General features: G+C 72.1%; 20 protein-coding genes. 2 read left to right on the top strand and 18 right to left on the bottom strand.

The annotated features are described in order from the left end of the window. Window positions 1-137: 137 nt before the first annotated feature. The 6 genes from ACFV2X_RS53665 to ACFV2X_RS53640 form a co-directional block, all read right to left on the bottom strand. The gene (locus ACFV2X_RS53665; protein ID WP_385631182.1) at window positions 138-1,235 is read right to left on the bottom strand and encodes a polyprenyl synthetase family protein; all 1,098 of its coding nucleotides are present in this window, start codon (window positions 1,233-1,235) and stop codon (window positions 138-140) included. Further along, window positions 1,232-2,644, bottom strand: a complete 1,413-nt coding sequence (gene hpnE / locus ACFV2X_RS53660) for a hydroxysqualene dehydroxylase HpnE (RefSeq protein WP_385631180.1) — start codon at window positions 2,642-2,644, stop codon at window positions 1,232-1,234. Before hpnE ends, ACFV2X_RS53665 begins: the two co-directional genes overlap by 4 nt. Before the next feature lie 227 nt (window positions 2,645-2,871). Next, the gene (gene hpnD, locus ACFV2X_RS53655) at window positions 2,872-3,834 is read right to left on the bottom strand and encodes a presqualene diphosphate synthase HpnD (RefSeq protein WP_385631178.1); all 963 of its coding nucleotides are present in this window, start codon (window positions 3,832-3,834) and stop codon (window positions 2,872-2,874) included. Further along, window positions 3,831-4,802 carry a squalene synthase HpnC gene (hpnC, locus tag ACFV2X_RS53650; RefSeq protein WP_385631184.1) on the bottom strand — a complete coding sequence of 324 codons (972 nt, stop codon included), beginning with the start codon at window positions 4,800-4,802 and terminating at the stop codon, window positions 3,831-3,833. The genes hpnD and hpnC overlap by 4 nt, the downstream gene beginning before the upstream one ends. Before the next feature lie 334 nt (window positions 4,803-5,136). Then, window positions 5,137-5,889, bottom strand: a complete 753-nt coding sequence (locus ACFV2X_RS53645; RefSeq protein WP_089509144.1) for a TetR/AcrR family transcriptional regulator — start codon at window positions 5,887-5,889, stop codon at window positions 5,137-5,139. A 105-nt stretch (window positions 5,890-5,994) separates the two neighbouring features. Beyond that, window positions 5,995-6,336, bottom strand: coding sequence for a Rieske (2Fe-2S) protein (locus tag ACFV2X_RS53640; protein ID WP_385631175.1), 342 nt, complete (start codon window positions 6,334-6,336; stop codon window positions 5,995-5,997). Window positions 6,337-6,717: 381 nt separating this feature from the next. Here ACFV2X_RS53640 and ACFV2X_RS53635 point away from each other — a divergent pair, with 381 nt between their 5' ends. Next, entirely contained in the window at window positions 6,718-7,443 is a 726-nt protein-coding gene (locus tag ACFV2X_RS53635) for an RNA polymerase sigma factor (protein ID WP_014175191.1), read from the top strand. Window positions 7,444-7,610: 167 nt separating this feature from the next. Here the strand turns inward: ACFV2X_RS53635 and fabD are convergent, their stop codons facing one another. The 12 genes from fabD to ACFV2X_RS53575 all read right to left on the bottom strand — a co-directional run bounded on the left by fabD (window position 7,611) and on the right by ACFV2X_RS53575 (window position 18,968). Further along, window positions 7,611-8,585: an ACP S-malonyltransferase gene (gene fabD, locus ACFV2X_RS53630; RefSeq protein WP_385631172.1), complete on the bottom strand. Its 975-nt coding sequence runs from the start codon at window positions 8,583-8,585 to the stop codon at window positions 7,611-7,613. 88 nt (window positions 8,586-8,673) lie between these two features. Then, window positions 8,674-9,210, bottom strand: a complete 537-nt coding sequence (locus ACFV2X_RS53625; protein ID WP_385631168.1) for a flavin reductase family protein — start codon at window positions 9,208-9,210, stop codon at window positions 8,674-8,676. Between the two features lie 35 nt (window positions 9,211-9,245). After that, window positions 9,246-10,325, bottom strand: a complete 1,080-nt coding sequence (locus tag ACFV2X_RS53620; RefSeq protein ID WP_385631166.1) for a 3-oxoacyl-ACP synthase III family protein — start codon at window positions 10,323-10,325, stop codon at window positions 9,246-9,248. A 10-nt stretch (window positions 10,326-10,335) separates the two neighbouring features. Next, window positions 10,336-10,749 carry an acyl carrier protein gene (locus ACFV2X_RS53615; protein WP_385631164.1) on the bottom strand — a complete coding sequence of 138 codons (414 nt, stop codon included), beginning with the start codon at window positions 10,747-10,749 and terminating at the stop codon, window positions 10,336-10,338. A gap of 201 nt (window positions 10,750-10,950) precedes the next feature. Further along, window positions 10,951-11,721 carry an SDR family NAD(P)-dependent oxidoreductase gene (locus ACFV2X_RS53610; RefSeq protein WP_089509137.1) on the bottom strand — a complete coding sequence of 257 codons (771 nt, stop codon included), beginning with the start codon at window positions 11,719-11,721 and terminating at the stop codon, window positions 10,951-10,953. Next, window positions 11,718-14,138 carry a beta-ketoacyl synthase N-terminal-like domain-containing protein gene (locus ACFV2X_RS53605; RefSeq protein ID WP_385631158.1) on the bottom strand — a complete coding sequence of 807 codons (2,421 nt, stop codon included), beginning with the start codon at window positions 14,136-14,138 and terminating at the stop codon, window positions 11,718-11,720. Before ACFV2X_RS53605 ends, ACFV2X_RS53610 begins: the two co-directional genes overlap by 4 nt. Before the next feature lie 71 nt (window positions 14,139-14,209). Next, entirely contained in the window at window positions 14,210-15,496 is a 1,287-nt protein-coding gene (locus ACFV2X_RS53600; protein WP_385631156.1) for a beta-ketoacyl-[acyl-carrier-protein] synthase family protein, read from the bottom strand. After that, window positions 15,493-15,909 (bottom strand): 3-hydroxyacyl-ACP dehydratase FabZ family protein, encoded by a 417-nt coding sequence (locus ACFV2X_RS53595; protein WP_385631153.1) that lies wholly within the window; start codon window positions 15,907-15,909, stop codon window positions 15,493-15,495. Before ACFV2X_RS53595 ends, ACFV2X_RS53600 begins: the two co-directional genes overlap by 4 nt. Then, window positions 15,906-17,213 (bottom strand): beta-ketoacyl-[acyl-carrier-protein] synthase family protein, encoded by a 1,308-nt coding sequence (locus ACFV2X_RS53590; RefSeq protein ID WP_385631152.1) that lies wholly within the window; start codon window positions 17,211-17,213, stop codon window positions 15,906-15,908. Before ACFV2X_RS53590 ends, ACFV2X_RS53595 begins: the two co-directional genes overlap by 4 nt. Continuing rightward, window positions 17,210-17,689 carry a hotdog domain-containing protein gene (locus ACFV2X_RS53585; protein WP_385631149.1) on the bottom strand — a complete coding sequence of 160 codons (480 nt, stop codon included), beginning with the start codon at window positions 17,687-17,689 and terminating at the stop codon, window positions 17,210-17,212. The genes ACFV2X_RS53590 and ACFV2X_RS53585 overlap by 4 nt, the downstream gene beginning before the upstream one ends. Continuing rightward, complete coding sequence (gene acpS, locus ACFV2X_RS53580) at window positions 17,674-18,150, bottom strand: holo-ACP synthase (protein ID WP_385631146.1); 477 nt, start codon at window positions 18,148-18,150, stop codon at window positions 17,674-17,676. The genes ACFV2X_RS53585 and acpS overlap by 16 nt, the downstream gene beginning before the upstream one ends. A 194-nt stretch (window positions 18,151-18,344) precedes the next feature. Next, window positions 18,345-18,968, bottom strand: a complete 624-nt coding sequence (locus ACFV2X_RS53575) for a TetR/AcrR family transcriptional regulator (RefSeq protein ID WP_385631144.1) — start codon at window positions 18,966-18,968, stop codon at window positions 18,345-18,347. Between the two features lie 56 nt (window positions 18,969-19,024). On the opposite strand from ACFV2X_RS53575, the gene ACFV2X_RS53570 reads away from it, so the two are divergent. After that, a complete protein-coding gene (locus ACFV2X_RS53570) occupies window positions 19,025-19,459 on the top strand; it encodes a DUF6463 family protein (RefSeq protein WP_385631141.1) in 435 nt (144 codons plus the stop codon). The last annotated feature ends 62 nt before the right edge of the window (window positions 19,460-19,521 follow it).

Here is a 19,521-nt window from a genome sequence, read left to right as displayed (position 1 = left end):
TCGGGCGTTTGGCGGGTTGCCGCTGTCTTGGCTCCCCTTTTTCCTGTGTGACATCTCGGCCGTCGTGGGGCTCCCGGCGGCCGCCACCCGGGGTGGGTGCCGGCCGGCGACTGCGAGCTATATGCGGTCGATAGCGATCATCTCTCTCGTACGACGACGAAATCGGCGAGCGCCATGAGCTGCGCCCGGACCCGGTCCTCCATCTCCACCTGGTCGAGCGCCGCGACAGCGGTGGCGTGCTGCCGACGGGCCTCCTGCGACGTCCAGTCGCGGCCGCCGGCCTGCTCGATCAAGGCCGCGCGGGCGGCGAACTCCTCCTCGTCGAAGTCCGCGAACTCGGCCTCGGTCTTCTTCGCGTCGGCCGCGAGCAGCCGGGCCAGGCGCTCGGATGCCTCGCCGCCCGCGTCGAGGGCGGCCACCACCGGCAACGACTTCTTGCGCTGGCGCAGATCGCTCCAGGTCTGCTTGCCCGTGGCGTCGGGGTCGCCCCAGATGCCGAGCAGGTCGTCCACGGCCTGGAAGGCGAGCCCGAGGTGGTAGCCGTAGCGCTCCAGGGTGTCGGCGGTGCGGTCGTCGGCGCCGCCGAGGACCGCACCGATGGAGGCGGCACAGGCGAGCAGCGCGCCGGTCTTGTTGCCCTCCATCTCCAGGCACTCCGCGACGGTGACCCGCTCGCGGTGCTCGTAGCTGATGTCCTGGGCCTGGCCGTCGATGAGCTTGCGGGTCGCGGAGGTGAGCCGGCGGGTGGCGCGCCCGGCCTCCACCGTGCCCAGCTCGAGCAGTATCTCCCCGGCCAGGGCGAACAGCGCGTCCCCGACCAGGATGGCCTGCGCCGGTCCGTGCACCTTCCAGACGGTGTCGCGGTGGCGGCGCTGCTCGTCACCGTCCATCAGGTCGTCGTGCAGCAGCGAGAAGTTGTGCACCAGCTCCACCGCGACCGCACCGGGCACCCCCACCTCGGCGGCCTGGCCCGCCACCTCGGCGGACAGCAGCGCGAGGGCCGGACGGACGGCCTTGCCGCCGTCGCCCGCGGCCGGGCGGCCCTGGGCGTCGATCCAGCCGAAGTGGTAGGCGGCCACGGTGTCCATCGGCGAGGCCAGTCGGTCCACGGCGGCGCGCAGCACCGGCGTGGCGAGCGTGCGTCCGCGCTCGAGCAGCGCGATCACGCCTGCGGTGTCGACTGCTGGGGTCGCGGGGGTCACGGTCTCTCCTTGGTTCTGTGTGGTGGTGCTCATACCGCCTCCTTGGGGATCCCCCGGCCGGAGGCAGGGGGCGGGTCGCGATGCGGGCGGCCGAGGTCGCGGAGGGCCGTACGGGCGGCGGACAGCCCACTGCGCACGGCGCCCTCCATGGTCGCGGGCCAGCCGGTGGCGGTCCACGCCCCGGCCAGGTACAGGCCGGGCGCGTTCGTGGGGGCGTCGGGGCGCAGCCGCCCGACGCCGGGGGTGGGGGCGAAGGTCGCGGTGCGCTCGCGGGTGACGAAGAAGTCGCGCACCGCGGCGCCGCGGGCGGCGGGCAGCAGCCGCTCCAGCTCCGGCAGATAGCGGGCGCGCAGCTCGGCGGCCGGGAGCTCGATCTCCTGGTGCGCCGCGGACTGGGACAGCGCCAGATACTGGCTGTCCCCCGCCCCGGGGAGCTTCGCCAGGCCGGAGGCGTCAGTGCGGTCGAAGACCCATTGGACGGGGGTGCCGATCGCGGCGAAGAAGGGGCGGCGCATGACTTTGCGATCGTAAACCACATGGATGTTCAGGATCGGCGCCGTGCCGATGCGCAGCAGCCGGTCCGGGGCGTCCAGGGCGCCCTCGGGGAGCAGTGCGTATGCCTCGCGCTGCGGTACGGCCAGCACCACCGCGTCGGCCTCCAGCGGCGCGCCGCCCGCCGTGTGCACGCTCCAGCGGCCCTGGGCGGTTCGGGTGACGGCGGTCACTTTCGCGCGCAGCTCGCAGGTCACGCCGGCCTTGTCCAGGGCCGCGCCGGCGAGGGTGTCGTGCAGCTCGCCGAGGGGGGTGCGGGCCCAGCCGATGTCGGCCGCGCCGGGGTGGGAGAGCAGCCCGGTCTTGAAGACCATGGCGGCCAGGCCGAGCGAGGCGTCACGGGCGGTGGCGTTGAGCGTGGCGACCCCGACCAGGTCCCACAGCGCCTCCACGGCGCGCGGCGACTGTCCGTGGCGGCGCAGCCAGTCGCCGAAGTCCACCCCGTCCAGGGCCGGGTCGGCCGGGTCGAGTCGCCCCAGGGCGAGCGCGGCGCGCCCCACCTGGGCGCGCTCGGCCAGCGAGAGGTGCGGGTAGGTGGCGAGGCTCGCGGCCAGGTGCAGCGGTACGGGCAGGGCGGCGCGGCGCAGCCGGCCGAGCCGCCGTCCCGGCCGCCCGTCGGCGTCCAGGACGGGCACGTCGAGCCTGCCCTGCAGCGGGGCGAGCCGTGCGCCGCCGACCCGGTCCAGGAACCACCGGTAGGCGGAGCAGCAGCGCAGATACACATGCTGGCCGTTGTCGACGGTCAGCTCGCCGACGGGGGACGGGCGACGGAAGGAGAAGGCGAGCCCGCCCAGCCGGGGGCGCCCCTCCAGCACCGTCACGCGCAGCCCGGCGTCGGCGAGCGCGAGCGCCGCCGTGGTACCCGCGAGCCCGCCGCCCACGACGACCACGGACCCCCGCGACCGGCCGCCGCCCGCGCCCGGACCGCCTGTCCGCTTCCGCGACGGCGCGGCCGCCCCGAGGGGGCGGCCTGCCGTCTCCGCACCGCGCGGGCCGGGGTCGGCCGGGGGGCGAGGGGTCGGGTCAACGTGTGGGCTTGGGTTTGAGCTTGGGGTTGGGGTTGGGCTTGGGCTTGGGCTTGGGCTTGTGCGGCGTGGATGCGGGTCCGCCGGGAGGGTCATGACCGTCCCCCGGCGGCGCGGCGGGCGGCGGCCCGGGCGTCGAGCCCGGCCAGGCCGCGGACGGCGACGTACACCTTCTCGCGGCCGGGGAGCGAGACCCGGCCGCGCAGCACGGCCTCCGGGTCTCGGGCGATGCGCTCCAGGAGCCTGCGGTAGATACCGGCCATGGCGGCCACGCAGGCGCCGCTGCGGCGGTCCAGCATCGGCAGCAGCTTGTAGCCCTCGGCGAACAGGGCTCTGGCCCGGCGGACCTCGAACTGCACCAGTCCCGTGAAGTCGGCGTCCGGCGGAGCGACCGAGGCGTGGATGCCCGTCGGGCAGCCGAACTTGGCGAGGTCGTCGGCGGGCAGATAGGTGCGGCCGCCGGAGGCGTCCTCGCGGATGTCCCGGAGGATGTTGGTGAGCTGCAGGGCCAGGCCGAGCGTATCGGCGTACTCGGGGGCGCGCTCGATCTCGCGGGCGCTCATCCCGGGGGCGCGCACGGTCCCGAAGACGCCGAGGGAGAGCCGCCCGATGGCGCCCGCGACACAGCGGCAGTAGGCCCTCAGGTCGTCCCAGGTCTCATAGGTCTGGCCGGCCACATCCATCAGCACGCCGTCGATCAGCTCGTCGAGCCCGCCCAGCGGGATCGGGAAGCGGCGTGCGGCATGCGCGAGCGCGACGGCGACCGGGTCGGTGTCGTCCTCCTCGATCCCGCGGTCCCTGATGCGGTCGAGCACGGCGCGGGTCTCGGCCAGCCGCGCCCGCTTGGCGTCGGCGTCCAGGCGGCCGTCCCCGATGTCGTCGACGCGGCGCGAGAAGGCGTAGAGCGCGGACATCGCCCGGCGCTTCTCGGTGGGCAGCAGCCTGATGCCGTACGCGAAGTTACGCGCCTGCTGTCCGGTCACGGCCTCGCAGTACCGGTACGCCGCGAGCACTGGTGCGGACGCGTGCGGAGCTCCGGTCACGGTCCGGCTCACCCCTCTCTTCGCAGTGTCGCCCCCACCTCGCGCAGCAGGCTGAGCTTGGTGGGTCTGGGCGGTCCAGGCAGTACGTCGTATCCCGCGGCCGCGACCGCCCTCAGAGCGGCCCGTCCCCCTGCCACGAACCCGGCGAGCAACCACTTGAGCCTGCCGTGGACGCTACCCACGAGGGGGGTCCCTTCATTCAGCAGGGTTTCGACGCGGGCCGCCTCATGGGCGATCAGGGCACGCACCGGGGCACCGGCCGTCGGCGCGGCGAGATCGGTCTCCGTCACCCCGAAACTCTTCATGTCCTCGGCGGGCAGATAGACGCGGTCGCGGCGAAGGTCCTCGGCCACGTCCTGCAGATGTTCCACGATCTGGAGCGCGGTGCAGATCGCGTCGGAGCGGCGGACCCGCTCCGGACTGGTGGTGCCGGTCACACCGAGCACCAGCCGGCCCACGGGGTTGGCGGACAGCTCGCAGTAGCCGAGCAGGTCCTCATAGGTTTCGTACCGGCGCACCCGCTGGTCCTGCCGGTTCGCCTCGATCAGGCCGAGGAACGGCTCGGGGGGCAGCCGGTGGCGGCGGACCGTGGGGCGCAGCGCGCGCAGCAGCGGATGGCGGGGGCGGGGGTCCGGGGACACGCCGCCGGTGCTGCCCGTAGCGGGCGGCTCGCCGAAGACGCGCCGCAGGTCCTTCTCGAACGCGTCGAGCATCGCGAGCGGGTCGTCGGCCCGGTCGCGGTCGAGGCCCAGCAGCTCCGCGTCGGAGCCGCCGGGGGGAAGGTCGCCGTCACCGATGTCGTCGACCAGACGGGCGTAGCCGTAGATCGCCATGAGGTCGGCCCGCCAGGCGCGGGGAAGGAAGAAGGGGGCGACGGGGAAGTTCTCGTGCGCGGCCTTGTCGAGTACGGCCCGGGCGGCCTCCTGCCCGTCGGGGGGAACGCTGGACGTGCTATGGGACCCGCTGCGCTCGTCCTCCACGGTCACCGTGGACAGCCAGGCGTACGGGCAAGGACCAGGTCTCCGCCCGGGCCCGGGTGACCGGGCCCTGTGGGAGAGCTGGAGATGGGCCGGGTAGCCAATGCCGTCACATCCCCCGTTCTACACCGGTTGCCAGGGTCGACACGATGCGGACACGCCGCGCCCGCCACGTCAAGGGCGCTCGACGCCGCACCCCACTCACAGGGGACAGCGACACACGTTCGGCGTGCCCGGATGGGCACCGGTACAGCTTACGCCTCTCGGTGTACAAACGTGCCGCGATGTACCCCGAGGGGGCCCTAGGTGATCCCCTAGGTGATCGTCCATGGATCCCCTAGGCCCCCTGGGCCGTGTCCTCCTCGTAGAACTCCTCGATGTCCAGCATCAGACAGAGGTTGCGCAGCTCGAACTCGAAGAAGGACTTCCCCTCCTGCAGGGCGAAGGACATATGGCCGAGGGCCTCCATCGAGATCACCCCGTACAGCCGCACCCAGCAGCGGAGCATCACGGCGAGCGCGCCCGGGGGCATCTCGACGCCCTGGTCCTCGCTGAGCTCGACAAGCGCCCGTACGAGCCCGGGGTCGAGCTCCTCCTCCTTGGGGGCGGGGAAGCCCCGCACCCGCCACAGGTCCGAGATCAGATCGGAGAACACCGAACCGAAGACCCAGCCCATGTTCCGGTCGGGCTTGGTCTCCTCCCGGCCCAGGCCCGGGGCCCAGGGGCCGAGTATGAGCCCGAACTCATGGGGATGCTTGATGGCCCAGACGCGCAGCGCTCTCGCCCCGCCGATCAGCCCGCGGGCGGGCTCCGACTCGGGAAGCCGCCCGATCACACCACGCATATAACGGGCCATCTCGGCGAAGATGTCCACGCGCAGTTGGAGGATCAGGGCGTCACGGCTGCTGAAGTAGCGGTAGACGGCGGGCGCGGTCATGCCCATCTCACGGGCGATGGCCCGGATCGTCACGTTCTCCGGGCCCTCCTGAACCAGGAGCGTCCGGGCGACATCCTTGATCTCGCGGATGGTCGCGATGCGCAGCCTCTCGCGCCGTGAGTACGGTGCGACGTGCGCTTCCCCTGGCGACACGCGTCCCCCTCCCTGATACTCCGCCGCTCGACAAGAAACCCGGCGTTCAGGCACACGATACAGCGCCTCCGTTTAGTGAACGCCGCCCGCGTCAGTTCCCCGCGTTCACTGGCGAGAAAGGAACACTTCTCCGTCCACTACGTGGACCGCGTAGGCCTCTACGGGGTCCACCGCGGGCATCTCCAGCGCCTCACCCGTGCGGAGGCAGAAGCTGCTGAAGTGCCAGGGGCAGACCACGGTCTCCCCGTCCAACTCCCCTTCTGACAAGGGGGCTTCTTCATGTGAGCAGCTGTCGCGCAGGGCGCGGACGGTACCTCCGACGTTCGCCAGAAGCACCCTGACGCCTTCCACTTCGACCGTCGTCATCTCGCCAGGCTGCACATCCTCCAGGCGCGCGACACGGATCCCGCCCTGGATCCCGCCTCGCTCGTTCACGGTCTCGCTCATCGTGTGGCTCCTCTCTATGGCGCCTGTGTGGCGGGCACGGTGACCCCGCTTCACAGATAGCGGAATGTCAGCTTCAGATACACCGGACGCATATTCGAAACAAAATTCGCACGGCGACCGGATCGACTATCGGACGCCGCGCCGGGGCGCACACCCCGGCGCATCCATCGTAGACTGGCTACCCGCCAGTCAACATTTCCACAGCCCCCCGGAGACGGTTGACAGGCACAGTCGGCGCCGCTCTATAGTAAACACTCGTAGCTGAGGTGAATTTGAGTTTCGGTCACCTTGCGGCGGACCGGCGTAATAGGTGTCGATCGAACCTATTCAGCCGGGAGCCAAAAAAGAAAGTTCACGGGGGGATACGTGTACGCACGGTCATTGAACGATCTGGTGGACGGCTGTCTTGCCGGGGATCAGGACTGCTGGAATCAGATCGTGGAGCGGTATGCGCCGCTGATCTGGGCGATCGCCCGCTCACACCGGCTGAGCCCGGCCGACTGCGGCGATGTCAGCCAGGCGACCTGGCTGCGCGTCGTTCAGCACCTGGACAAGCTCCGGTCGCCGGAGCGGCTGGCCCAGTGGATTTCCACCTCGGCCCGCCGGGAGAGCCTGAAGCACCTGGAGAAGTCGGGGCGCAGCGTGCCGGTCGGCGGCACCGAGGCGTTCGACCGGCCGGAGGTGGCCGGCGAGCTGCCGGAGGATGTGGCACTGGCCCGCGAGCGCGATGACGAGGTCCTGACGGCGTTCTGTGCGCTGTCGCCCAAGTGCCAGGCCCTTCTGGGGCTGCTGGTGACCGATCCGCCCATGTCGTACGACGAGATCAGCGAGACGCTCGGCATGCCGCGGGGCTCGCTGGGCCCGGTGCGTGCGCGCTGCCTGGCCCATTTGAAGAAGCTGTTACAGGATCAGGGTCGCGTCCACAAGAGCGACACCGTGCTCGCCTCCCGCATCAGGGCGGCCGGTCTGCGGGCCTTCGCCGTGAGCCGGCGGTCTACGCAGGAGAAGCATGGGCCGTCCGGTTCTCGTGGACCTGGTCCTTCCGGTCCACCGCCTCGTCTTCCGAATCCCCGTCGGCACCAGGAAGGCGAGACGCGTTTTCTCTGAAGACTGCTCGCGCGTTTTCCAGCACGCTGTTGGGCACCGGACCGAGAGCATCGGACAGGCGTCCCAGCAATTCCGCTTGCTCATGATCCATGGTTCCGGCTCCTTCTCCCCCGCTCGGCGGGCGCGTCCTAAAGCCGCGCCCGTCGTGCACCTATAGATTCAGAGGTTCAATCTACAACAGGGGGTTCGGGTTCACCATTGCTCGTCAGGGCTTTTATGGCCCGGTCGAGTTGGCGTGCGTCACGCGTGGCGTACTGCGGAATCTCCGGCAGGGTCGCACGGGCGAAGCCGGTGAGCACTTTCCCCGGCCCGACTTCGACAAAGGCCGTGGCACCGTCCGCCGCCAGCCGCTCCAGTGTCTCCGTCCAGCGGACCGACCCGGCGAGCTGGCGGCGCAGCCCGTCCACCGCCCCGTCCGCGCCGCGCACATATCCGGCGGTCACATTGGCCACGACCGGAATGCGCGGCTCGTGAAAGGTGACCGCCTCCAAGTCGGCCCGGAATGCCGCCTCCACATCCCGCATCAGACTGCAGTGGAAGGGTGCGCCCACATCGAGGATCACCACCTTCTGCGCCCCGGCCTCCTTTGCCGCGGCCGCCGTCGCCCGAACGGCGGCGGCCGTGCCGGAGATCACCAGCTGTCCGGGCTCGTTGTAGTTGGCCACCTCGACCACCCCGCCCTCCTCGGCCCCCACCGAGGCGCACAGCTTCTCCACGGCCGGGGCACCGAGCCCGATCACCGCCGCCATGGCGCCCGGGGTCCGTTCGTTGACCGCGGCCATGAGCTCGCCGCGCCGCCGGACCAGCCGCAGCGCATCGCGCCAGTCGAGCACCCCCGCGCACACCAGGGCCGTGTACTCCCCCAGGCTGTGCCCGGCGACAAGCGCCGGTTCGATGCCGCGTGAGCGCAGCACATCCAGGGTGACGAGGCTGGTCAGAAAGACGGCGGGCTGGGTGATACGGGTGTCCCGCAGCTCTTCCAGGGGGCCTTCCCAGCACAGCCGGGAGAGCGGGAATCCCAGCAGTTCGTCGGCCGGCCGGTAGTAGCGGTCCAGCAGCTCCGGGTGGCGTGCGACAAGATCATGTCCCATTCCGACGCGCTGGGAGCCCTGGCCGGGAAAGAGAAAGGCGATCGCGCTCATGAGAACTCCTCAATTGACGGGCGAGGCGTGATGCCGAGGCAAAGACACGGGGGCCGTGCGCGGTGTCCCGCACGGCCCCCGTGCTCTGTCAAGGAATGGTGAGAAAGCGCCCCTGGTGAAAGGCGAGCGGGGGAATATCCAGGAATTCCGGGCCCGCGTCGAGATCGAACACCTCGGCGATGAAGAGGGTGTGGTCCCCCGCGGCGACCGTCTTCCTGACCCGGCATTCGAGATGCGCGAGCGTGCCGGCGAGGACCGGAGCACCGCTTGCGCCCAGATGGTGCGGGATGCCGGCGAACGCCTCATGGCCCGACGGACGGCCGGAGGCCGCAAACCGGGCGCCGAGCTCCGCCTGACCCCGGCTGAGGATGTTCACGGCGAACGCTCCGGCCGCCGCGACCACCGCGCCGGTGCGCGAGCCGGCCCGCAGACAGATCATGATCAGCGGTGGATCGAGGGACAGCGAGGCGAATGAGTTGACGGTGGTGCCGTGCGGACCGTCCTCGGCCCGCGCCGTAACGATCGTGACACCGGTGAGGAACTGGCCCATGACCTGTCGGAATTGCTGCTGGGTGATGGATCGCCATCGTGGTGAAGCCGAGGTGGTGGCCGATGCGGTCTCCATGGGTGTCACGCCCCCTGTGTCGTCGGCTTGCGGTCTCAGGCCGGGGCCTCGGCTGTCCAGTCCACGACCGCGCCCGCGTAGATCCACTTGGTGCTCTCCACCCCGACCAGCATGATCCGGTCCCCGGGCTTGACCCGGCCGCTGCGCCATGCGTCGTCCAGGAAGAGCGGGACCGCGGCACAGCCGACCGCCCCCATGGTGGATAGGCTGTCGATGATCTTGCCGTCGAGGGCCTTCCACTCAGTGGTGTCCAAGCCCGCCTCGCGCAGCGAGTCGAGCATCCAGCCGACATTGCCCTCCGGCACCAGGCACAGATCGACCGTGTCCACGGCCAGGCCGGCGCGGGCCAGCGTGGCGCGGATCGCCTCGGTCACCATGACCGGGGTGAAGTCGCCCGCCCCCACGACATCGACCTTCAGGTCGACCAGCCGCTTGGCCTTCAACTGCTCATGGATCGGGGCGTGGGTGCCGCCTCCGACGGAGTGGATGCCAGGCTTGCGTCCGCCGCCGATGCAGGCGGAGGCCGCGCCGCGCAGCCCGCCGGGCGCGTCCTGCGCCCGTAGCACCATGGCCCCCGCCCCGTCGCCGAACATGTACAGCGGCATACGGTCGCGCATCCGGATGGCTTCCGGGTCCTTGCCCAGGAAGATCGGAGCGAGCACCGGCGAGATCGCCTCGCTGCCGATGACCAGCGCGGTGGTGTGCACCCCGGCGGCCAGATACATCCGCGCGATGTCCAGGGCCTGCACCACGCCCGCACCGCCGGAGCGGATCTCCAAGGTCGCGCACCGCTCCAGCCCCAGACGGTCCTGGACGAAGTTGACCAGCGGCGGCAGCGGGTAGTCCGGGGTGCCGGTGGCCAGGATCATTAGGTCGATCTCGCCGGGCTCGACCCCGGCCGAGTCCAGGGCCCGCACGGCGGCCTTGTAGGCCATGTCCGAGTTGTTCTCCCGGTGTTCGCCGGTTGCGGGGTCGATCATCCAGTAACGACGCTCGATGGACAGGCCCTGGAGGACGTCCTCGGGCAGTGGGCCGGCGAGCCGGGCGATCTCACTGGTGGGTATGGGATCGCCCGGCTGGTAGCCGCCGGTACCGACGATATGGATCGCGGTCACCGTGGTCCCCTCACGCGGCCGCGGTGGCGGCGGCCGCCTCGACCTGGGTGACCACCAGATCAACCAGGTTGTCCACTGTGAACAGGCCCATGACCTGGGTGGCCTGGAGCCGGCCGGACAGCCCGGCCACATCGATCTGCGGCATCACCCGCTTGAGCTGGGCCAGCCCGCGCTCGGTGATGATCTCGTTCTCGTCGCCGAACTCGTCGTCCGGGATACCGCCCTGGACATACTCGGCGAGCTGGGCGGCCTGGATCTTGACGCCGATCGAGCGCTCCAGGCGGAAGAGGATGTCGAGCAGGTCGATCGACTCGGCCCCGAGCTCGTCGAGCAGGGTGGCCTCTGGAACGACCTCCTCCGGCTCGGCGCCCACCGCCTCGACAACGGCCTTCTGGACGGCTTCGCTGATCTGGGTACGGTCCATGTGAGGGTCTCTCCTGTGGCAGTGACGAATAAGTGCTGTGACGAATAAGTGCTGTGACGGTTGAGTGCTGTGACGGTTGAGTACTGTGAGTCGGCGGGGGGATCGGGGACGGTCGGGCGCTGTCTCGACGCGGCGCCCCCGCTCTCACACCCCTACAGATCCGCCGCGGTCCGGTCCGGATACACCTGGCCGGGAAGCGGCCTAGTTGGGGCGTCCGAGGCCCAGCGCGGTCATCGCCCCACCATCCACGGTGACCAGCGAGCCGGTCATATAGCTCGACTCGGGGCCCGCCAGAAAGCACACCACGTCGGCGATCTCCTCGACCGTTCCGAACCTGCGCTGCGGTATCTGGCGGCGGATCCCCTTGCCGGTGGCCCCCTCCGTGAGCCCCGCCACCAGCTCGGTGGGCGAGAAGCCGGGCAGCACGGCGTTCACCCGGATGCCGAAGCGGGCCGATTCCATGGCGCAGCAGCGGGTGAAGGCGTTGACCGCGCCTTTGGACGCGGCGTAGTTGGACTCCCCCACCCAGCCGCGCTCTCCCATCACCGAGGACACATTGACGATGACGCCCTCGCCCTTGGCCATGAAGTGCGGCAGAACCGCCTGGGTGCAGTTGAAGACGCCGCCGAAGTTGATCCGCATGACGTCCAGCCAGTCGTCCGGCGCCATGTTGTAGATGAGGGCGTCCTTGGCGACGCCGGCGTTGTTCACCAGCATGTGCAGATCGCCCAGTTCCTCGGTGACCCGCCGCACCACCGCCGCGGCCTCGGTGTGGTCGGACACATCGCCGCGGACCGCCAGGGCGGTGCCGCCGGTCTCCTCGATGGAGCGGACCACCTCCTTGGCCTCGCCCTCGGAGGAGCGGTAGTTGACGGCGACCGAGGCCCCTTCCGCCGCGAGGCGGCGGCAGATCGCCGCGCCGATGCCGCGGGAACCTCCGGTCACCAGGGCGATCTGTCCTGAGAGCTTCACTGGCTTACTCCTTCGTCGTTGTCCGGGCCACCGGGGTCACCGGTCCCGTGCGGGTCGCCCGGGGCGACCACCAGGGAGACATGACTGCCGCCGAGCGAGGAGCTGTTGACCACCGCGGGGGCGGCGGGCCGGGTGTCCCCCGACCACAGGGACAGTGCGAGGCACAGCGCGCCGCCGACCCCCATCGGCTCGCCCAGCACGCTCTTGGGCGCATGGCCCGGCGGTGCGGCGTCGCTGCCGAACACCCGCTCCACGGCCGCGCTCTCGGCCCGGTCGGCCGCGGTCAGCCCAGCGGCCGACAGCCACACCCCACCCACGTCCCGCGGCGTAAGACCGGCGTCGGCGAGCGCACGGCGCATGGCCAGCTCCACTCCTCGGCCGTGCGGGTCCCACAGCCGGGCCCGGCTGGCGTCGGAGGCCATGCCGTGGCCCAGGACCTCGCCGAGCACCGTGGCGCCGCGCGCCCGGGCCGCCGAAAGCCGCTCCATGACCAAGGCCACGCTGCCTTCGGCGAGGGTGAAGCGGCCGTCGGCCGGTGCGCCGGGTGGGCGGGTTGAGGCCGCGCCGGTGGCCGTATAGGCGCGGGCGACCTGCTCGGTGAGCGTGTCGGTGACCGTGCACACCAGCGCGTCCGCGTGTCCGGCGGCCAGCAGATCCGCCGTGTACGCGACGGCGGCCGCGCCGGTGGCGTGGCCCACCGACAGGGTGGAGGTGGGGCCGCGCAGCCCGAGGTGGGTGGCCACCTGTCCGGCCGCCTGGTTGTAGACCGTGTTCGGGAAGACGCTCGGGTCGGCGGCCGCGGCGCCCTCCTCCAGCAGCGGGAGGACGAATTTCTCCATGGCCTCCATGGGGCCCGTGCCGGTGCCGAAGACCACCCCGACGCTCTCGTCGGCGGACAGCCCGGCGTCGGCCAGTGCCTTGGCGGTGGCCACGATGGAGAGCACCGCGAGCCGGTCCATCCGGCGGCGCTGACGCCGGGTCAGATACGGGGCGATCTCCTCGTCGCCCAGCGCCACGCGGCCGAGCCGCAGCCCGCCCTCCAGGGAGCCGGCCTCCTGGCCGGCCCGCAGCGCGCGGCGCGCCGCCTGGATCCCGTCGCCGGCCGGCCCGAGCACCGACACTCCGGTGACCACCACACGGTCCCAGTCGGGGACGGGCGGGGTGTGGGTGCCGGGGCGGGTGAGCACCAGGGCGGCGTTGGCCCCGGCGAAGGCGAAGTTGTTGGAGAGCGCGGCGTCGGTGTGCAGCGGTCGCGCCGCACCGGGCACATAGTCGAGCGGGCACTCGGGGGCCGCCCGGGTGTATCCGGCGGTGGGCGGGGCCAGTTGTTCGTCCAGGGCGTGTGCGGTGACGATGGCCTCCACCGCCCCAGCCGCGCCGAGCAGATGGCCGATGACGGACTTGGTGCTGCTGACCGGGGTGCGCGCGGCGCTCTCACCGAGCGCCCGGGCGATGGCGGCGGACTCCGCCGGGTCGTTCTTGGGCGTGCCGGTGCCATGACCGTTGACATAGCCGATGTCCTCGGGCGCGACACCGGACCGGCGCAGCGCCGAGTCGATCGCCCGGGCCGCTCCGGCGCCCTCGGGGTGTGGTGCGGTGACGTGATAGCCGTCGGCGGACAGGCCGTAGCCGGCGACTTCGGCCAGCGGGCGCAGTCCGTACGCCGCCGCGAATTCGGTGGACACCAGCAGCACCATGCCGCTGCCCTCGCCCAGCGAAAGGCCCTGCCGGTCGGCCGAGTACGGCGCGGCGGGCTCGGGCGACAGCGACTCCAGGGCGTTGAACCCGGCGAAGACGACATCCGAGAAGGCGTCGGTGCCCCCCGCCAGCACCGCGTCCGCCCGGCCCTGTCGCACCAGGTCCGCGCCGAGCCCGATGGCGTTCGCCCCGGAGGCGCAGGCGGTGTTGACCGCGAGGACCGGGCCGCGCAGTCCGTACGCGGCGGCCACCGACTCGGCGAGCGCCTGGGGCGTGGCCAGCAGCGGCAGCCTGGGGTCGGGGGCCGCGCCCCGGTGCGCCGCGTCCAGCCAGGCCCGTGCGGAGAGCAGTCCGGCGTTGCAGGTGCCCAGCACCAGCCCGAAGCGGGTCGGTGCCACCGTCCCCTCGGGCAGTTCCGCCAGGGCGGCCAGCGCCTCCTCGGCGGCGGCCAGGGCCAGGTCGAGCGCCCGCTCGCGGTGGCCCTTGGGCCTGCGATAGCCGCGCGGCGCGGTCCGCGCCCCCTCGACCTCACCACCGAGCTTGGTGGCGAGCCCCCGCATATCGATGTGCTGGACGGGCCGGATAGCGACCCGGCCGGCCCGGGCGCCCTCCCACAGCGCCGCCGCTCCCGCCCCCTGGGAGGTCAGCGCCCCGGTGCCCACCACGGCCACCGTGGTGACGGTCCTCGTCGCACGTCCCCGTTTGTTCCGCCTGGCCATCGGCACCCCTCCTTTGTCTGCTGTGCTGCCGATGTCTGCTGTGCTGCCGACGCGGTCGTCGGCGCGGCGTGTCACCGGTCCCCCGGGGCGGTGAGTGCCAGGGCGACCTGCTGTCCTTCCAGGCCGCGCGCCAGCGCCAGCGCATGGCGCACCGGCAGCTCCCGGGCCTGTCCGGGAACCCAGTCCAGCCCCTGGCAGGCCGGGTCGGGCCGGTCGAGATTGAGCGTCGGGGGCACCGCGCCCCCGTCGATGGCCAGTGCGCACACCGCGGCGTTCAACGCGCCGGCGGCGGCGACCAGGTGGCCGGTCGCGGGCTTGACGCTGCTGGCCACCGGCCGACGGTTCGGCGCGGTGAACGTCCGCCGCAGGGCGCATGCCTCGCTGGCGTCGCCCAGCCGGGTGGCGCAGCCGTGCGTGGCGATGTAGTCCACGTCCTCGGGCGGTGTCCGCGCCTCCTCCAGGGCGTGGCTCATCGCCGCGGCGAGCGGCGCACCGTCCTCGGCGGGGGTGAGCAGCCGGGCGCTGTCCAGCGTGGAGCCGAAGCCGCGGATCTCGGCGTAGAGGTGGGCGCCGCGGCGGAGCGCCGCCTCGCGCTCCTCCAGCACCAGGAACGCCGCCCCCTCACCGAGCACCGAGCCGGACCGGTCCGCGTCGTACGGCCGGAAGGCCTGGGCGCCCAGGTCGTTGCGGGTGCTGAGGACTCCCAGGCCGTCCATCTTGGAGGTCACCCACCATGAGGCCGCGTCATCGCAGCCGCCGGCGAGCGCCACCTGTGACTCGCCGCGCCGGATGGAGCGGTAGGCGCGCCCGATGGCGGTGGCGCCGGCGTCCGCCGTCCCGTGGAAGTAGGCGTTCGGCCCCTTGAGTCCGTAGGCGGCCGAGAGGTGGTAGAGCGCGGCGGATTGGAGCCCTTCCACGTAGTACAGCGGGTAGAAGGCGGATGAGGCCCGCTCGCCGAGCAGGGCGAGGTCGGCGCGGCCGTCGGGCGTGCGGGCTGCCAGGCTGCCGGTCAGCAGATGCTCGGGGTTGGAGATTTCCTTGTTGCCGCCGACGAAGGCCGCGGCCCGCTCGGGGTCGTACTCGGCGAAGTCCAGGCCCGCGTCCCGGACGGCGAGGGCCGCGCCGGCGATGGCGAGCCGGTCGTTGCGGGTCGTGGTGCGCAGGGCACGCCGGTGGGCGTATTCGGTGGGCTGGAAGTCCTCGATCTCCGCGGCGAGTCGGGTGCGGAAGGACGCCGGGTCGAAGCCCCGGATGGGACCGATCGCGGTCTCTCCCTCCAGCAGGCTCCGCCAGGTCTCCCGGTGCCCCTTGCCGAGCGCGGTGAGCAGCCCGACGCCGGTGATCACAACACGCTTCACGCCGGTGTCCCCTCGCTCGCTGCCGGGGCGTCCTGCGGGGTGCGGCGCGCCATGCGCAGGACGCGCACGGTGGTGACCGAACGGCCGTCCACCCGCACGGTGCCGGTGCACAGCGCGGTGTCCCCGGTGACCTCGGCGATGTCCACAGTGGTCTCCATCCGGTCGCCGGGGGTGACGTAGTGGCGGAAGCGGATCCGCCGCGCCTCCGCCAGCCCCCATCGCTCCTGACCCTCGCCGGCCGCCCCGAGCGCCACGGCGGCGACCTGGGCGAGCGTGTCGAGGATCAGCACTCCGGGCAGCACGGGAAAGCGTGGGAAGTGGGTGTCGAGGACCGGGAGGGTGTGCGGGACGTTGGTGAAAGCCGTGGCCCGCAGCCCCGGGAACACCGCGACGATCTCGTCGAGCGCGGTCATGCGGCTGTCCTGCCTTCCTGTTCGGACCGTGTGCCGTCGTGGGGCCGCGCGTCGCCGGGGCCGAGGACGAAAGAGGCGTTGGTGCCGCCGAAGGCGAAGGCGTTCACCAGCGCGGCCCGCACCGGGCGGCGGCGCGCCACGTTCGGCACATAGTCGAGGTCGAGCTTGGGGTCAGGGTGGTCGAGGTTGACCGTGGGCGGCACCACGCCCTCGCGCAGCGCGCCGAGCGCGGCGATGAGGTTCACCCCCGCCGCGGCCGACGTGAGGTGTCCGGTCATGGACTTGGGAGAGCTGATCGACAGCTCCCGTGCGTGCGAGCCGAACACCTTCTTGATGGCGGTGGTCTCGCTGATGTCGTTCCCCGGTGTGCCCGTGCCGTGAGCGGCCACATAGTCGACGGCGGACGGGTCGAGGCGTGATTCGGTGAGCGCGTCCTGCATGGCGCCGATGGCCCCGCCGCCGTCGGGCGGTGAGTCGGTGATCCGGTAGGCGTTGAGCGTGGAGCCATAGCCGAGGAGCTCGGCGTGGATCCGGGCGCCGCGCGCCCGGGCGCTCTCCCAGTCCTCCAGGACGGCGATGACCGCGCCCTCGCCCAGGACGAAGCCGGAGCGCTGGGCGTCGAAGGGGCGGGAGGCCCGCCGCGGGTCATGGTTCCAGCGGTCGGTCACGGCGCCCAGGAGGGAGAAACCCACCACGTCCATCCAGGTGGTCAGCGCGTCGAAGCCGCCGGCGAGCATCATCCGGCACTCGCCTTCCTGGATCCGGCGGAAGGCCTCACCGACGGCGTGGGCCGACCCGGCACACGCCGTGCTCACACTGATCAGCGGACCCTGGCAGCCGCCGGCCCGGGCGACGGCCACCGCGCCCACGTTCTGGTCGCGGAGCAGAACGTCGCCGGGCGCCTGGCGGTAGAACTCCCGCTGCCCGGTGGACTCCAGCAGATGGGACATGTCCACCAGCTCCTGGAGCTCGGGACGTCCCACCGTGCCGCCGACGGCCGCGCCGCGCCGGTAGGGGTCGGTGTCCTGCCAGCCGTCCCCCGCGTCGCGCAGCGCCTCGCGGGTCGCGGCGAGCGCGAACAGGGCGGCCCGGGACAGATGCCTGCGCTCGCGCGGGTCGGGCAGCGCCCGCTCCGGCACAAACCCCTTGACCTGACCGGCGATCCGGACCGGGAAGGTGCTCGCATCGAAGGTCTCCAGGCGGCTCACGCCGCTGCGCCCGGCGGCGAGGGCGGACCAGGTGGCGCTCGCGTCCAGGCCGACGGGGGTGACCGCGCCGATGCCGGTGATCGCCACGCGCCTCATGCGACGGCCTCCTTGAGCGCGCCGCCGGTGATCCTCGCGCCACGCGTCAGCCGGTCGTACATCCGCCGTACGTCTTGCGGATCCTCCAGGTCTTCGGTGGGGATGAGGGCGCACATGATGGCGTCGGCGCTCAGCACGGTGCGGCCGCCGACCGTGACCGTGCCGCTGAGCACGGCGGTGTCGTCCCCGAACGACTCCACCCGGCCGGACATCACCAGGACGTCTCCGGGGCGCACCGCCCCCTGGAAGGAGACGGAGTCGGCGGACAGCAGCGCGGCCCGGCGGCGCAGCCCGGTGGATCCCATGATCAGCCAGGTGCCTGCCTGGCACAGGGCCTCAAGGACGAGCGGGGCCGGCATCTCCGGGCCGCGCCCCTCGTCGCGCCAGAACTCTTCCTGACGGGAGGTCAGCTTGCGGGCGGAGACCGAGCGATGGGGATCGAGGGCGTCGATCCGGTCGATCAGATGGAAGCGCATGGTGATCCTTCGTCAGTGGCCGTCCGGCGCATGGCCGGTTTGTCGGCGGCCGGCGGGAGCAGGAGAACCGCCTGCGCCATCGCGTAGTCACCGGTGTGGGTCAGGGAGAGTTCGGCCGACCAGCTGCCGGGCGCCCCGGCCGCCTGCGCGGCGGTGCCGTGCAGCCGCAGCCTGGGCCGGCCCAGGGGTTCGTTGACCACCTCGACGTCGGTCCACCGCATCCCCGGGCCGAGGCCCGTGCCCAGCGCCTTCAACGCGGCCTCTTTGGCCGCGAACCTGGCCGCGAGGCGGGCGTACCGATTGCGCTTGTCCGCGCAGTAGCGGATCTCCCTGGTGGTGAAGAGCTCTGTCTCGGCCGCGGCATTGTCCTCCAGCAGCGACCGGACGCGGGCGACCTCGACCAGGTCGACGCCGACGGCGATGCGCGGCCACCCGGCCCCTGGCGTCCTGTGTTCCTCCACGAATCCCGCTCCCCCTCCGCAGGCCGTGGCGGCCGTGTGCCGCCTTCCACCTCCACAGATCCGCGGGCGGGCGCGACGGATACACCGCGACGGGGAAGAACGGAAGAGAGACGGCCGATCCGGGGCCGGGAAGCGGGGCCGGGAAGCGGGGCCGGGAAAGAGGCGGAAGCCGTCGGATGAGGGCGCGGGGCCGCTCAGGCGGTGGCGCTCCCGCCGGCCTGCCCGGTGGTGTGTCCGCCGTGGCCGACCGCCCCATCCTCGAGGCGAAGCGTTTCGGCGACCATGCGGCCCAGCTGTTCGGCCAGGCCGTCCGGACGGCGGCGCTGCAGATAGAGCGTGGCGAAGACCGGGCCGGCGAGCAGCGCGTGGACGAGGTCGACGTCCGGGGGCGCGCCGAGTTCGCCGCGGGCCACCGCCCGGTCCATCAGCTCGGCGACGACCGCGCGCTGGCTGGTGACAAAGCTCGCGTGGAAGCGGTCGGCGAGAGCGGAGGGGGCCCCGAGGTCGGCGAGCAGGCCGAGGACGGCCGAGGAGGCGGCCGGGTTGCCGAGCGTGGCGACGATGTCCTCGACCAGACGGGTGAGGTCGCCGCGGAGGCTGCCCGTGTCGGCCGGCGGCGCCAGGTCGGAACGGTGCACGGCGGCGGCGAACACCATCTCCTGTTTGGTGGCGTAGCGGCGGTAGATGGCCGCCTTCCCGATGCCGGCGTGTTCGGCGACCGCGTCCACCGTCAGACCGGCGTATCCATGTCGCGCCAGCAGTTCGCGGGTCGCGGCCAGGATCGCTTCGTCCACCCGGGTATCCCTCGGTCTTCCCATGGGGTCATGTTATGGTACCGACAGTTCCGAAACTAAGAGTTTCGAAAGGGGCCGCCATGAGGACGCTCTGGGCGGGACGAAGCTTGGTCGTTCTGGGCATCGGGCACCTGGTGGGAATGGGGGCGCAGAACACGGGGCACATGGACGACTGGTTCCGCGGGGACCTGTGGGGTCTGCCGCGTGAGCAGTTCGCCCACCCGAGCGGGGCCAACGGCGCGTTCTGGATCGTGCTCGCCAGCTTCGCCGTACCGCTGCTGCTGCTCGGCGTCCTGGTCTGCCATCTGGCCCGGCTCGGTGTCGTGGTGCCGCAGTCCATCGGCTGGGGGCTGGCCGCGTGGAGCGTGGTGGGCGCGGCCATCCTGGAGCCGACCCCGCTGCTGCTGGGGCTGGTCCCGGCCGTGCTGCTGATCCGGGAGGCCCGCCGGACTCCTGCCGCCCTGACCGTCGATACGGAGGCGGACGAGACGCCCAAGCGGGCGGCGCGGCTCTGAGGCTCGGGCAGGCGTGAGGCGAATCTGAGGCGCGATACAGGCCGGCCGGGCCGGGCATGACC

This window comes from Streptomyces sp. NPDC059679 (assembly GCF_042734105.1).
GTDB lineage: Bacteria > Actinomycetota > Actinomycetes > Streptomycetales > Streptomycetaceae > Streptomyces.
Note: the sequence above shows the minus strand (reverse complement) of the source record. Positions and strands in the feature narration are given on the sequence as shown.

What these genes read in the sequence shown, in the direction of transcription:
- ACFV2X_RS53640 (WP_385631175.1), bottom strand. Translation starts at nt 6,336, where the DNA reads ATGAGCGAGACCGTGAACGAGCGAGGCGGGATCCAGGGCGGGATCCGT.
- ACFV2X_RS53625 (WP_385631168.1), bottom strand. Translation starts at nt 9,210, where the DNA reads ATGGAGACCGCATCGGCCACCACCTCGGCTTCACCACGATGGCGATCC.
- ACFV2X_RS53570 (WP_385631141.1), top strand. Translation starts at nt 19,025, where the DNA reads ATGAGGACGCTCTGGGCGGGACGAAGCTTGGTCGTTCTGGGCATCGGG.
- ACFV2X_RS53585 (WP_385631149.1), bottom strand. Translation starts at nt 17,689, where the DNA reads ATGCGCTTCCATCTGATCGACCGGATCGACGCCCTCGATCCCCATCGC.
- ACFV2X_RS53590 (WP_385631152.1), bottom strand. Translation starts at nt 17,213, where the DNA reads ATGAGGCGCGTGGCGATCACCGGCATCGGCGCGGTCACCCCCGTCGGC.
- fabD (WP_385631172.1), bottom strand. Translation starts at nt 8,585, where the DNA reads ATGAGCGCGATCGCCTTTCTCTTTCCCGGCCAGGGCTCCCAGCGCGTC.
- ACFV2X_RS53595 (WP_385631153.1), bottom strand. Translation starts at nt 15,909, where the DNA reads ATGACCGCGCTCGACGAGATCGTCGCGGTGTTCCCGGGGCTGCGGGCC.
- ACFV2X_RS53615 (WP_385631164.1), bottom strand. Translation starts at nt 10,749, where the DNA reads ATGGACCGTACCCAGATCAGCGAAGCCGTCCAGAAGGCCGTTGTCGAG.
- ACFV2X_RS53665 (WP_385631182.1), bottom strand. Translation starts at nt 1,235, where the DNA reads ATGAGCACCACCACACAGAACCAAGGAGAGACCGTGACCCCCGCGACC.
- ACFV2X_RS53605 (WP_385631158.1), bottom strand. Translation starts at nt 14,138, where the DNA reads ATGGCCAGGCGGAACAAACGGGGACGTGCGACGAGGACCGTCACCACG.
- ACFV2X_RS53575 (WP_385631144.1), bottom strand. Translation starts at nt 18,968, where the DNA reads ATGGGAAGACCGAGGGATACCCGGGTGGACGAAGCGATCCTGGCCGCG.